The 13,679-nt window shown below is 43.0% G+C and carries 15 protein-coding genes; 10 read left to right on the top strand and 5 right to left on the bottom strand.

Annotated features, from left to right (window positions below; translation table 11 throughout):
* Position 1 precedes the first annotated feature (1 nt).
* Positions 2-1,303, top strand: coding sequence for an MATE family efflux transporter (locus AC4CU2_RS01770; protein ID WP_431189378.1), 1,302 nt, complete (start codon positions 2-4; stop codon positions 1,301-1,303).
* A 55-nt stretch (positions 1,304-1,358) separates the two neighbouring features.
* On the opposite strand, the gene AC4CU2_RS01765 is transcribed toward AC4CU2_RS01770, so the two are convergent.
* On the bottom strand, positions 1,359-1,568 hold the full coding sequence (locus tag AC4CU2_RS01765; protein ID WP_005401312.1) for a DUF1737 domain-containing protein: 210 nt from the start codon (positions 1,566-1,568) through the stop codon (positions 1,359-1,361).
* 193 nt (positions 1,569-1,761) lie between these two features.
* Between AC4CU2_RS01765 and AC4CU2_RS01760 the strand changes: the two genes are divergently transcribed.
* On the top strand, positions 1,762-3,060 hold the full coding sequence (locus AC4CU2_RS01760) for an ABC1 kinase family protein (RefSeq protein WP_490768189.1): 1,299 nt from the start codon (positions 1,762-1,764) through the stop codon (positions 3,058-3,060).
* A gap of 129 nt (positions 3,061-3,189) precedes the next feature.
* Positions 3,190-3,444: a type B 50S ribosomal protein L31 gene (locus tag AC4CU2_RS01755; RefSeq protein ID WP_004691406.1), complete on the top strand. Its 255-nt coding sequence runs from the start codon at positions 3,190-3,192 to the stop codon at positions 3,442-3,444.
* A gap of 123 nt (positions 3,445-3,567) precedes the next feature.
* Here AC4CU2_RS01755 and crcB read toward each other — a convergent pair whose 3' ends face one another.
* Positions 3,568-3,945, bottom strand: a complete 378-nt coding sequence (gene crcB / locus AC4CU2_RS01750; RefSeq protein WP_279744796.1) for a fluoride efflux transporter CrcB — start codon at positions 3,943-3,945, stop codon at positions 3,568-3,570.
* 387 nt (positions 3,946-4,332) lie between these two features.
* Between crcB and AC4CU2_RS01745 the strand changes: the two genes are divergently transcribed.
* Entirely contained in the window at positions 4,333-4,665 is a 333-nt protein-coding gene (locus tag AC4CU2_RS01745; RefSeq protein ID WP_104221770.1) for a HopJ type III effector protein, read from the top strand.
* A 218-nt stretch (positions 4,666-4,883) separates the two neighbouring features.
* Here the strand turns inward: AC4CU2_RS01745 and AC4CU2_RS01740 are convergent, their stop codons facing one another.
* Complete coding sequence (locus AC4CU2_RS01740) at positions 4,884-5,444, bottom strand: hypothetical protein (RefSeq protein ID WP_058870379.1); 561 nt, start codon at positions 5,442-5,444, stop codon at positions 4,884-4,886.
* A 174-nt stretch (positions 5,445-5,618) separates the two neighbouring features.
* On the opposite strand from AC4CU2_RS01740, the gene AC4CU2_RS01735 reads away from it, so the two are divergent.
* Complete coding sequence (locus AC4CU2_RS01735; protein ID WP_224468180.1) at positions 5,619-6,260, top strand: class I SAM-dependent methyltransferase; 642 nt, start codon at positions 5,619-5,621, stop codon at positions 6,258-6,260.
* Positions 6,261-6,325: 65 nt separating this feature from the next.
* Here the strand turns inward: AC4CU2_RS01735 and AC4CU2_RS01730 are convergent, their stop codons facing one another.
* A complete protein-coding gene (locus AC4CU2_RS01730; RefSeq protein ID WP_004691414.1) occupies positions 6,326-6,799 on the bottom strand; it encodes a Holliday junction resolvase-like protein in 474 nt (157 codons plus the stop codon).
* Positions 6,800-6,922: 123 nt separating this feature from the next.
* Here AC4CU2_RS01730 and AC4CU2_RS01725 point away from each other — a divergent pair, with 123 nt between their 5' ends.
* From AC4CU2_RS01725 to AC4CU2_RS01705, 5 genes are all read left to right on the top strand, one after another.
* Positions 6,923-7,567, top strand: coding sequence for a ParA family protein (locus AC4CU2_RS01725; RefSeq protein ID WP_004977991.1), 645 nt, complete (start codon positions 6,923-6,925; stop codon positions 7,565-7,567).
* A gap of 137 nt (positions 7,568-7,704) precedes the next feature.
* Positions 7,705-8,826 carry an AI-2E family transporter gene (locus AC4CU2_RS01720; RefSeq protein ID WP_171503107.1) on the top strand — a complete coding sequence of 374 codons (1,122 nt, stop codon included), beginning with the start codon at positions 7,705-7,707 and terminating at the stop codon, positions 8,824-8,826.
* A 144-nt stretch (positions 8,827-8,970) separates the two neighbouring features.
* A complete protein-coding gene (gene sodC, locus AC4CU2_RS01715) occupies positions 8,971-9,522 on the top strand; it encodes a superoxide dismutase family protein (RefSeq protein ID WP_005401320.1) in 552 nt (183 codons plus the stop codon).
* A gap of 216 nt (positions 9,523-9,738) precedes the next feature.
* Positions 9,739-11,889: a YccS family putative transporter gene (gene yccS / locus AC4CU2_RS01710; protein WP_159151581.1), complete on the top strand. Its 2,151-nt coding sequence runs from the start codon at positions 9,739-9,741 to the stop codon at positions 11,887-11,889.
* Between the two features lie 114 nt (positions 11,890-12,003).
* Positions 12,004-12,303, top strand: coding sequence for a DUF3817 domain-containing protein (locus AC4CU2_RS01705; RefSeq protein WP_159151580.1), 300 nt, complete (start codon positions 12,004-12,006; stop codon positions 12,301-12,303).
* 102 nt (positions 12,304-12,405) lie between these two features.
* On the opposite strand, the gene craA is transcribed toward AC4CU2_RS01705, so the two are convergent.
* A complete protein-coding gene (craA, locus tag AC4CU2_RS01700) occupies positions 12,406-13,635 on the bottom strand; it encodes a chloramphenicol efflux MFS transporter CraA (protein ID WP_159151579.1) in 1,230 nt (409 codons plus the stop codon).
* Positions 13,636-13,679: the final 44 nt, after the last annotated feature.

Genomic DNA, 13,679 nt, shown 5'->3' with positions numbered 1-13,679 from the left:
AATGCTGCCCATCCTGATCACGCAGTTTTCTCAAGCGGGTCTCGGGTTAATTGATACCATCATGGCGGGGCATTTATCCCCTACCGATTTAGCCTCAATTGCCGTCGGTGTCGGTTTATGGATACCAGTGATGTTGCTATTCAGTGGCATCATGATTGCGACAACGCCGTTGGTGGCAGAAGCCAATGGCGCACGCACCCCTGAAAAAATCGCCACTATTGCTCGTCAATCCCTGTGGGTGGCCTTTATTTTGGGAAGCATTGCGGGTTTAATTTTACAAAGCATGCCGCTATTACTGCCACTCATGGGTGTACCTGCAAACTTACTACCTAAAGCCAGCCTATTTTTACATGCCATTGGCTTTGGCATGCCTGCAGTGACTATGTACGCAGCACTGCGCGGATACTCAGAAGCACTCGGCCATCCACGTCCTGTGACCTTCATTAGCTTAGCGGCCTTGGTTCTTTTGGTTCCACTGAACTTTGTCTTTATGTATGGTTTCGGCCCGATTCCAGCACTCGGTTCAGCAGGCTGTGGATTTGCTACTGCTATTTTACAATGGATCATGTTTTTCACCTTGGCCACTTATATTTTTAAAGCCTCGGCATATCAAAAAACGCAAGTGTTTAGCACTTGGGAGAAGATGGATCGCTACTGGATCGAGCGTATTTTAAAACTTGGTTTACCTATTGGCTTAGCTATTTTCTTTGAAGTCAGTATTTTTAGTACCGCTGCGATTATTCTCAGTCCATTGGGTGAAACCATTGTGGCGGCGCATCAAATTGCAATGTCGGTCACCTCTCAGTTATTTATGATTCCGATGTCTCTTGCCATCGCCCTGACTATTCGTGTCGGGACTTACTATGGCGAAAAAAACTGGGAGGCTATGCGAAAGGTGCAAAAACTCGGACTGGCTACAGGCACAGTTTTGGCGCTGATGACCATGCTGCTGATTGCACTGTTTCGTCCTGAAATTGTGGCGATTTATACCTCTGATCATGAAGTATCAGAAGTTGCGATGTATTTACTGCTGTTCGCACTCGCCTACCAGCTGATGGACGCTTGGCAAATTAGTGCCGCAGGCTGTTTACGCGGCATGCAAGATACCAAAGGCCCAATGTGGATTACCATGGTTGCCTATTGGATCGTGGCCTTTCCTGTCAGCATTTATTTGGCGCGCTACACCAACATAGGTGCAGCAGGTGTTTGGATTGGACTGATTGTCGGTTTAAGCGTGGCGTGTGCCCTGCTCTTGCTCCGACTTTATAACAACAATAAACGCCTCAGTCAGGACTATCCATAAGTCATGCATGGCACTGAATAGGAAGAAGTCAGTCTCTTCTCCTATTCCAGCTATTTTACTGCTGTGCCAAAGCGTCTTTCAGACCTTGTGGCACTTCACTTTCATCCTCAACATCTTTAACCACCACCTGCCCCACGATCACCTCACTGCCATTAAAGGTCATGGTGGGTGAACCATACAAACTATAGCCTTCATTCAATGCTTGGGTGACGCGCGCACAAAAATGTACATCGTCCTTGCCTGTAAAATAACGATAAACTTTCATTTATTTCTTACTCAAAATTTTTCGCACAGTGTAACGCGATTTTTAAATGCAGCGACATCTTGTGTGCAATTCACTCAACTGACCACTATTATTTAAATAGAAACATCAGCTTAACAATTTAAAGTAGGCAGTTTTGCATTTGTCGCCTATGATCAAATCTGAGATGTAATGAAGATGCCCCGAGGAATATCGCATGGCAAATACGACTCGTACGCCCGGTCGTCGCTTTATGAAACTTGCCAGCATGACAGCAAGTATCGCAACCAAAACTGTGACCAATTCAATTAAAAACTTCAATGCCGATGAAGATAAAAAAAATGCGGCGCGCAGTCAGCTTTTTCAGGACATTGGACTTCAAATTGCAGATACCTTAGGTGAAATGAAAGGTGCCGTGATGAAAGTCGGGCAAATTGCATCTCAATACAAAGACATTTTCCCGCCTGAAGTGGCACGTGCAATTAGTAAATTACAACGTCAAGCACCTGCGATGCCTTTTCAAGAGATCAAAGCTCAAGTTGAAAAAGAACTCGGCAAGCCGCTCAATCAAATTTTTACCACCTTTGATGAACAACCCTTTGCCGCAGCCTCCATTGGCCAAGTGCATAAAGCTACTTTACCGAGTGGTGAGCAAGTTGTAGTTAAAGTTCAATATCCGGGCGTAGAAGAAGCCTGTGAAAGTGACTTAAAACAGGTCCGTTTAGCACTACGCTTGATGGGTGTCCTTAAAATTGACCGTAAGCTGCAAGATCAACTCTTTAAAGAAATTCAGGACAGTTTAGACAACGAGCTAAACTATCAAATAGAAGCGCAAAACTTAGAGGTCGCACGTACCTTTCATCAAGCTTTAGACCCTAAAATTATTATTCCTCAAGTCTATAAAGACTATTCAAGCCGCCATATTTTAACCTTAAGCTTAGAGCACGGCGAAAGCATTGAAACTGCCAGTACATGGTCACAAGACACACGCAATGAACTGGGGCGTCGTTTATTTCGTGCCATTGGCCGTGAGATTTTCTTCTTAAAGCGCTTCCACTGCGACCCACATCCGGGCAACTTTGCTTTCCGAGAAGATGGTAGCGTGATCGTATATGACTACGGCGGTGTAAAAACCCTATCGACTGAAATCGTGATGCATTTTAAGCAGCTGATTCAAGCAGCGCGCGACAGTGATATCTTGGTCATGGAACAGCAACTGACTGCTTTGCACTCCATGTCTGAGCAAGGCAAGTTCCCTGCCGAACTGTATGAAGCATGGTTAGAAGTGCTCATGCGTCCACTGACTACTTTGTATGACTTTGCTGAGAACTCAGCGCATCATGATGGTATTGAATTGGTCAAACCATCGCTAAAATACTGGGATGTATTTAAACCCTCACCCGATACGCTGATGGTCAATCGTACAGTCTCAGGACATTATTGGAACCTGATTCATCTCAAAGTACACGACAACCTCAATGATCTATTTGAAGAGTTGGTGCCACCTCCTGCCTAAATAAGAACTGCGGGCACGATAAAATCACTACAACTCAATAAACCCAGTTACATAAAGTCACGGGGTTTATTTTGACTTCTTAAATGTTATATTATAACATTTCAGAATAATACATTTAAGGAGAAGTCTATGCGTGCCAATATTCATCCAGAGTATCGTGAAGTCCTGTTCCACGACACCAATGCCGACGCGTTTTTCGTGATCGGTAGTACCTTACAAAGTCATCAAACTCGTGAGTATGAAGGCAAGACCTATCCTTACGTCAGTTTAGATATCTCAAGTGCATCACATCCGTTTTATACAGGTGAACAACGCCAAACCAGTAATGAAGGTCGTGTTGCAAGCTTCAATAAACGTTTCGCGCGTTTCAAACGCTCACAATAATTTCATTTTTCTTTAAGCTATACGCGTTATAGTAAAGATATCAAGAAGCCTAAGACCTCCTCCAGCTTAGGCTTCTTTTTTATGCATTCTTTTCTGGTTCTGATTTTGACCATCTTTTTTTTCTTAATGTTTAAGCACGCTATCTAACAGATAAAATCCGATCCCAAGCACGATGACGCCCACCACTACACTCGACAGTGCATAACTCAACGCTAGGACAGTTTGTCCCTGTCTAAAAAGCTGAAAAGTTTCGAGGCCAAAACTCGAAAATGTCGTAAAACCGCCCAATATGCCCACCATCAAAAATAAACGTGCTTCTTGTTGCAGTACTGGAAACTTCTGGCTAAAAGCAAAGAAAATACCCGCAGCAAAACAACCGATGATGTTGATCCACCATGTCGGCCATGGAAAACTCATACTGGGTTTAAACAACCATAATCCTGCACCGTAGCGTAAACAGGCCCCTATTCCGCCCCCCATTGCCACCAAGATCCAATTCATTGACCTATCCTATTCTTTACAAAATGCAGTATGGATAAGTCCGAAGTTATCCACAGTTCATCAACTATAATGCTATTAAACCTGAATCAATCCTCGTACTTCAAGGTTTTTCAACATCGGTTGTTGATCCCTACATATCTTGCTGTCTCACTCTCAAAGTGAGCATCAGCATTCAAACTCACACATGCTTTACATGGGATATTAAACCTAGCATCGCCGAATATCTTTACTTCACCCTAGTGTACTCTATGACCAATACAACATAGATTCCCAAAATCACTAGCACCCGTTCTTCATGCAAAACAGTCGGTTTTCTCTCGGGCAAAAACTCCCAAACATGCAATTTTTGGGTATGATGTGGACATAAATTTAGTCGGAAATAGACGCATGGCACAGGTACTATTGGCTCAGCTTGCAGCGGGCGAAGCAAAATTTTCAGATGTATTGGCTTTTATTGAAGCAGCCTATACACATACACCAACTGCATTTAAAAATGGTTTGCAGCACAATGCGGCAACTGAAAACCAAGGCAGTGCAAAAGTGTTTTCGTTTGCACAACTTCAAGGTCTCGATCAAGCGCAAACTTTAAGCCTATTTGCAGAACACTATGCTTCTGTTTTAGCCACACCTGATGCAACAGATCATCAAAATATTCGTCAGTTCATGTTGAATGGATGGGATGGTATTGAATTTGACGGTACGGCATTAACTGCAAAATAAAGATAAAAAACCACGTTCAAGTTACTTGAACGTGGTTTTAAACAAATACAAGATTAATTTTATTATCAGATATTTATAAACACTATTAACATTGATACACCTATAAGCATCCGCAGATTTGACAAGTAGGTTTCACGTGGAGCAAGACTTCATATGGCTATTAATCGCCTAGAAAACATTAAAACAGCACGATGAAGTAACTCAGCGCTACTTCCACATTACCCCTTTACCCGTTCGATCCATTGGATTGAGCTGACCCGAAATACTTCACATGCTCCATCGCCCGTATCGGTCGGGGTTAAGGATGAGGTCCAGACCATATCTTTGTCTTTAATTTCAACCAACTCACCTTTTAAACGAACCAAATCACCACGTTTCACGTGTTTAATTTGTTTAGCAATTTCAGGGTTGGCTGGAATGATGTGCATATTTGACACCATTTGCATGGCTTGCTCGGCAGGCACAGGCAAACGATCGATTTTCCAGTTGAGATAACGGTCGTATTGATTCACGGTAATATGGCGTGCAATTTCAGGTTCAGCAAATAAGCCCCAACTTACGGCGTAGTCAATCGGAGAGAATTTGGCTTGTGCATCATCCGAATACATTTTAGAACCTAAAATTCGAAAATCACCTTTAAACGGTTTCAACACCGAAATCGATTGATCTTTAGAGGTCGGCGCTAAACCTTTGGCAATGTTGTAATCCACAGTGGCACTGGCACTGATGGGCAATAGCAAACTGCTGAGTAAACTGAGCAGGATAAATTTAGATTTCATTGCAAACCTCATTCCCATCGACCTAGGAAAATTCGAACCAATTTCATCTTAGTCCAGTTTCCTGAAAAGAAGCTTATGAACTTAGTAACATTGTGAACGAATTATGCAGTCTACTTTTAGCCACAGCACTTTTCAGTTAGGCTAGAGCTGAAGAACAGAGCCCCAAAAACAATCATGCTTTATAAATACTATCAACAACACATCTTTCCACATGTCCTGAATCAGGTCATGCAAGTACCAAGCTTAATGGACAAGCGCCGCGAACTGCTTTTGCCGATTCAGGGAGAGGTATTGGAAATTGGTTTTGGTACAGGGCTAAATCTACTCTTTTATCAAAATGTCGATACTGTCTTTGCCCTTGAACCCAGTCCTGAAATTTATCATTTGGCTTTAGAGCGGGTACAAGCAGCAGCATTTGAAGTGCATCATGTACAAGCCCTTGCGGAAAAGCTGCCTTTTGCTGACCAGAGCCTTGAGCATGTAGTCAGTACATGGACACTGTGTAGTATTGCTGAGCTAGAACAGGCTTTGGCAGAAATATTACGCGTGCTCAAACCGGGTGGCACCTTACATGTGGTGGAGCACGTATTAAATACAAATAACCTTTATATTCAGCGCCTACAACACTTACTCACGCCTGTGCAAAAGCGTTTAGCCGATGGTTGCCATCTCAATCGAAACATTGAACAGGCCTTAAAAGCAGCAGGTTTTAATTTGATAGAACAACACTACTTTTATGCCGAAGGTATTCCGAAACTCGGACAACTGATGTTTTTTGCACGTGCTCAAAAGCCACACTCAAGCGATGGATCATGATAGTCATGTAGAAGACATCTGCTCTATATCAAGCAAGATGCTTTCATGGGTAGACATTATCAAGCTTATTCAATCGTATCGAAGTCGATGCGGACCGTTTCAAAACGAACCCGCCCTGCTTGAATCGCTTGCGCAATGGCAACCTGTCCTTTGGTTAACCTCGCCCCACCGCTTTTAATATCAATGAGAACAATTTCAATATCTTCCGCCCTCCCCTCACCATCACGCAGGTCGGTATAGCCATCAAAGACCACATAGTCGACAGGATCACCCAAAAACTTGGCATCGCTGGGTAAGTATTCAAACTGGGGCATAATCGGTGCCAGTTGCTCTGCCATTTTACCTTTGAGCACTGCACGACTGGTATTGACACTGCGCTTTTGTGCTTGAGCCAAAGCCTGCTGATGCTCTAGTTCTAATTCGGCAATATAGCGCTCATATTCTGCTTTGATGCGTCCATTTCGGCTGTGACTTAAAATAAGAGTGGTCAAGACCACACCAATTGCTGCACCGATCAACATTGCCATCCATATGGACATGGTTCTTTCCTAATTTTGTGCTACAGGTAGCAAGATTTAAACTTACAACTTTGGTTTGGTGCCATATGCGACACACAAAAGAATGATATGCTAGGGGTGAGCAGAATAAAATCATTTAAGGTCATGAAAACGATATTAATCGCCAACCAAAAAGGTGGCTGTGGCAAAACGATAACCGCAATCAATTTAGCTTCGGCACTCGCACAAAAAGGTTATAAAGTGGCTTTGGCCGATGCCGATAATCAAAAATCTGCTCGTCAATGGTTAAAACAGCGTCCAGAGCAAGTGGCGCATATTCAAAGTTTAGATTGGCGCCATGAGAAATCGATTGGTGAAGTACCTAAAAACATTGAATATTTAATTATCGATGCGCCGGGTGCGCTGTCTGGTGAGCATGCCGAACAGCTGGTCAGTGAAGCGCATGCGATTGTGACGCCACTGCAACCCTCGTTTTTTGATATTGACAGTACCCGTCGTTTTTTAAAGCATTTACAAGATATTAAACGCATTCGTAAAGGCAAAGTGCAAATTTTGCTTTTGGCCAATCGGGTCAAAGCCAACAGCGCCAGTGCCAAAGACATCCAAGATTTTTTTGCGAAAATTGAACAACAACCTGTAGCATGGATTTCAGAACGTACCGCATATGGCCAATTGGCAATGCAAGGTTTAAGCGTATTTGATAAAACACAAAAGAATTATCTCTCCATTCAAAGCCAATGGCAACCGTTGCTCAACGCCATTGTCGATGACCCAAGTGCTTGGTTCTAAAATATTTTGCTATAGATAAAACGGGGCTATTCCCTATTTATAGTCGGTTATTCACGAGAACTTACTAAGGGTACGTTCTCGTGCGCATTTTTTTCAGTTAATATGACTTTGACCTTAGAGATATAGCAGTGAATACCGTGCAACGATACGCACCAGCCTTACAAAAAGTATTGTTATTTGGACTGATTTTTATTCTGTTCTATTTGAGCTTTCAAGTCCTGAAATACTTTATTGTACCTGTGCTTTGGGCTGCGATTATTGCCTACATCACATGGCCTTTATATCACTCAGTGCAGAAACTCTGTGGACCACGTCCAACCTTAAGTGCCACCATCATGATCAGTATGGTGGTGTTAGTTGTCGGTATCCCGCTGACCTTTGCCATTTTTATGCTGCAGCATGAAGGCCGTAATCTGTTTTATGAATTGCAAAGACAAGTGTTCTCAGGTCATTTAGATGTTCCGCAATTTATTCGGGATTTGCCGATTATTGGTAAAGAAGTCACTCGTACTTTAAAAGAAATCAATACCGATCCGAACAGTATTGTGCAGAATGTCTCGGGCTGGTTTCAAAGCCATTTAAATTATGGTCGTTTGGTACTGAGTGAAATTAGTAAGAATATTTTTAAACTCTGTTTTGCGGTGATGTCGTTATTCTTCTTCTATCGTGACGGACAAACCATTTTAAATCAGGTCAGTAAAGCACTGGAGATGGTGATTGGCCCACGTATCCACCACTATTTAGACACCATTTCCGAAACCACGCGTGCTGTGGTCTATGGAGTTGGCCTGACTGCAATTGCGCAAGCACTCTTGGCAGGCCTGAGCTATTTTGTTGCTGGTGTCCCAAACCCAATGGTACTGACCATTGTGACTTTTATCTTTGCACTCATTCCTTTTGGCCCTCCTGTGGCATATAGCGCCGTGTCTTTATGGTTATTCTCTCAAGGGCAGACTATTGAAGCGATTGGTGTGATGGTGTGGGGTGTCTGTGTGGTCAGCACAGCAGACAATGTGATTCGCCCATTGGTGATCTCAGGTGCAACGCAAATTCCATTCTTACTCATCATGTTTGGTGTATTGGGTGGTTTAGCCAGCTTTGGTATGGTCGGCTTATTTGTCGGCCCCGTGATTCTAGCAGTACTATTAGCCATTTGGCGCGAATGGCTACATGAACAAGTCCATGAACCACTAATGATGCCGAAAGCGACATTGGCTTATGATCCACCCGAAGAGCCTTTAGATACGCCCAAAAAATAAGTTCAGTGAAATGACTTCAACGCATGCTTTCAATGAAACCATGCGTTTTTTATGTCAGATACAAAAACGCTGTACGGACAACATTGAACAGAAGCCCTGGCTTTGTTTGAATGGTTCTGAATTTTAAGGAAAAAAGGATCCAACATGTTGTCTTCTGCTTTCAAACTAAGCGCACTTGTGACTTTAATCGGTTTAGGGACTGTGGCATGTACCACTACACCTACTGAAACCAACACAATGGTCAAAGACGTCGATGTACACGCTGTTTCAACTGCAGGTGTGGGACAAAAAATTGGCACCATTCGTTTTATTGATAGCCCTGTTGGTTTAGCGATTCAAACCAATTTGACTCAACTTCCACCCGGCCCACACGGTTTTCATATCCATGAAAAAGGTTCGTGTGATGTGGCTGAAAAAGAAGGAAAACCTGTGGCTGCTTTAGCGGCTGGGGGACACTTTAACCCAGAAAAAGCACCAAACCACGGCACACCACTGAATGGCCATATGGGTGATTTACCGATCTTGAATGTCGACTCGGCAGGTAATGCAAAAGTCAATTTACTCGCTCCTCGCTTAAGTTTAGCTGACGTTGAGGGCTTAGCGGTGATGGTACATGCAGGTGGTGATAACTATTCAGACACCCCTAAACCACTTGGCGGTGGCGGTGACCGTATCGCCTGTGGCGTGATTAAATAAGGCTATCGCCTTTGCACTGTGAATAAAACAGTGTTCTGACCTCGTATCTGTGGATAAGTTTCAACTTATACACACAATGCAGCGGAGCCATGCTCTGCTGCATTTTTATTGTCATAGGTGAATATTTGATGCAATGGACCACAGCATTAAATTGACAGTGCCCTGAAAAAAGTTCAGGCTAAAACCAAAATAAAACTAAGCCTAGACTATTACATCGTGAACAATCTTCGTCAGTGGTTTCAGTCCTTTCAGTCCAATGCAGTTTTTATGTATTGCTTGCAAATTTTGATTGTGCTGAGTGGCACAACCTTAGGTTTGTATTTTTTAGGACTGCAACAGCTCATCGTTCCGACCACATTAGGCGCAATTGCAACGGCCTTGACTGACTTCGACGACCGACTCAGCATTCGTCTCAGAAACCTTGCCTATGTCTGTATCTTGTTCTTTAGTGTTAGTAGCATTTTAGATTTTTTACATCCTTATAAATTCTTTTTCATCTTATATTTATCACTGTCTAGTGCTTGTTTTATTTTACTGGGGGCACTGGGGCAACGCTATGCAGCAATGAGCTTTGGCACCATTCTACTTTCCCTATACAGTATGTTTGGCCTAGGTGAATATTCGGTGTGGTACTTTCAACCCAGTTGTTTTGTCTTAGGGGCATTGTGGTATGGCTTTACCGCCATTGTGTTTTATATCCTTAAACCCACCTTGGCCGTTCAGGACAACTTAGCCCGCTGTTTTAATCAAGTTGCCGATTTGCTCAACGCAAAAGCACGTCTATTCGACCCAGACAATCGAGACAATGTAGAAGCGCTGCTCTACGATTTATCCTTACAAAACAGTACTGTGGTGCAAAGTTTTAATCACACCAAAAGTTCACTACTGACGCGACTAAAAGCGTCTCGTGCCAACCAAAATACGATTTATTGGCTCAACCTCTATTTTCTCGTTCAAGACATTCATGAACAAGCCAGCTCTAATTATTTACACTATGAGCAGTTACATCAAAACTTTAGCCGTACTGACCTCATTTTTCGTATTCAAAAAAATATTCGGCTGCAAGCCCTTGCCTGTCAGGCTTTGGCACGATGTATCTTAGCCAATCAAACCTATGTATCCGATCCAACGACCACTCAGGCGTTGCTGAATTTACACAGTTCCATGCAGGACTGGATTCGAGATCATCCACACAATATTGAAGTCAAAAATCTACAACTGATTTTAAATAATTTGGACAGTGTGCATGAACGTTTTCAGCACCTCAACGAACTACAATCGCGCCAAGAACAGCGTTATCAACAGCATATTGATAACCTCAACTTATATGATGATGATATTCATGATTGGCATGATCTGTGGCTCAAACTCAACCAACATCTCACTCCCCAATCCGCACTGTTTCGCCATGCGGTGCGTATCGCCTTTGTCTTTGCTGTCGGTTATGGCATCTCGCTTCTGCCCTTTGCGCAACATGGCTATTGGATTTTGCTCACCAGTTTATTTGTTTGCCAAATGCGTTATTTCGCCACCAAAAGCCGCTTAAAAATGCGAACCTTGGGCACTATTTTGGGCGTTATTTTAGGGATTCCGCTGCTATATTTTGTGCCGAGTATTGAAGGACAACTGCTACTAACCATTATTTTTGGCGTGTGCTTTTTCTATCTCAGTTCCAAAAAATATGCCATGGCGACCCTAATGGCAACACTCATGGTGCTGCTGATTTTTAATTTAAAAGGTGCAGGCTATGCCATTATTTTACCGCGAATTATAGACACCCTCATTGGTTGTGCCATTGCTTGGTTCGCAGTGAGTTTTATTTGGCCCGATTGGGACTTCCGCAATATTTCCAACACCATTAAAAAAGCATCCGATGCAACCCTCAACTATTTCAATGCCATCTGTGAGCAATATCAACACGGCAAAAATAATAGTCTGGCTTATCGCAGGGCACGACGTACTGCGCATAATGCCCAAACCGAACTGGCAAACATGATTTCTAGTCTCAGTACCGAGCCTAATCCAAACCCAGAACTGGTACATCATGCTTTTCGCTACTTGGTATATAGCCACAGTCAACTCAGTTATATTTCTGCTTTAGGAAGCCACCGAGAATTGGTGCAGGATACGCAAGTGCTGGAACTCATGCTGTGGTGTCAAAATACGCTGAATCATGTACTACTCCATCAGCAGGCATTAGCTGAACTCGATATCCAGCAGAAACTGGCAGAGATTAAACGCCTAAATGCGCAAGAAACAATGAGTCCGAATTTACACTTGGTCCTCAAACAAATCAGTCTACTACTGGAAACCTTGCCTGAATTGCTGAAGTTAAAAACTGAACTACTGGCCCGAGATATTAAATAAAATGGACTACACAACGACGATCTTTAAATGGTTCATGATGTAAGGACGTATTGTGGTTCATTTTTATCTGGTTCTTGCGTACATTCGAGCTTCATTCTCATAGATTTTTTGACCATGAACATTCAGACATTACGTGTTGTAGGATTTTTAGAAGGGATTTCTTTTTTACTGTTGTTATTCATTGCGATGCCAATGAAATACATCTTTGATAACCCGATCCTAGTCAAATACGTGGGTATGGGGCATGGCGTATTATTTATCTTGTTTTTAATTGTGCTGTTTGTGGTCTGTGAAAAGCAAAAATGGTCTTTGAAGATGTTTATTCTAGGTTTGATTGCTTCGATCTTACCTTTTGGACCTTTTGTGTTTGATGCCAAAATTAAAAAATTAGAACCTGAGCAAGCTCAAGCCTAAGTTAAAAAACTGGCTTTAAAAGAATTTTTTAGAGCAGTAATAAAAAGCGCCCATTCAAAGGAATGCGCGCTTTTTTTGATGTGAACTTAGCTGAATTCAATCTTAGTAAACACCACGCTCAAGACGTTTTTGCATCACTTTTTTCACGGTCGCACGTGGAAAGCTAAACCAAAGTGCAATTAAAATGAGGCAGACCAAACTATAGGCCCAAAGGCCAAATGCCACATAAGCCATGCGAACCAGTTCAATCACGAAGAAGAACGTAAACATCATCAATACCGAAACGGCTGCGGCAACCGTCCCTTTGGACACCTCCGATGACATCAACGCAAAGCGATATAACACCGAAAAACTGATACCTTCGCCAAAGCTCACCAAAGTCATCCCCACAATCAGTAACGGCAAGAAATAGCTTTGGAAAATGGTGCCGAGCACCACCAACAGCGTACCGACGAACATTAAAGGCAAACCGAGTAACACAGTTTTACCGAGTGCCATTTTGTCGATGACTTTAATCAATACAATGTTGCCCAGAATGAGACCGCCCAAGACGGGGAACTGTGCCAAGCCGTATTGCATACTGCTCAAGCCAAGTTCTTCCACCAAAATCACAGGCGACAGCGCAATCCACAGCATCAAAGGCATGGCGACCATGGGTAGGCCAAAGGTGAGCGCCAAAAAGATCTTATTTTTATAGACCGTTTTATAATCATCCCATATATAACTCAATGGCTTTTTAGAATGACGCTGTTGTGTTGCAGGCATTTTGGCTTTTAAACCAAACCAACTTAAAAAAGCCAAAAAGGCGATGCCAATAAAGCCCCAATGCCATGACACATGGTCGATCATAAACGCCCCGACCACAGGACCAAGTAACGGTGCTAGCAAAGAAATATTTGCCATAAGAGCCATGACTTTAATAGCATCACGCTCTTCAAAACTTTCCTGTACTGCGGCATAACCCACCGCAGAAATCATCGATAGCCCCACGCCTTGTAAAAAGCGGAGCGCCAAAAAAGACTCAATGTTTTGAGTGAGTAAAATTGCAAGGCAGGTCAGCACAAAAAATGCCACACCTGCGAGCAACACTTTTTTACGGCCTAAACGGTCTGAGAGTGGTCCAAGCAGCCACGCGACACAAGCCCCGCCCAGTAAGTAAAAGGACATAGACGATGGTGCCCACGCACTGCTTACCCCAAAGTCTTGAGTAATCGCGAGCATGGCAGGCTGGACTAAATCGTTACCGATATAGACCGAAAATTCGAATAAAACCAATGCCAAAGGAAACATCAATGTGGCGCGGCTTAACTTTAAATTTTGTACGTTTTGCATTGTTATCTACATATAAAATGCGTACACGCCTGAGCGAAGTCCGT

The organism is Acinetobacter sp. 797_lipA (genome assembly GCF_058243025.1).
Note: the sequence above shows the minus strand (reverse complement) of the source record. Positions and strands in the feature narration are given on the sequence as shown.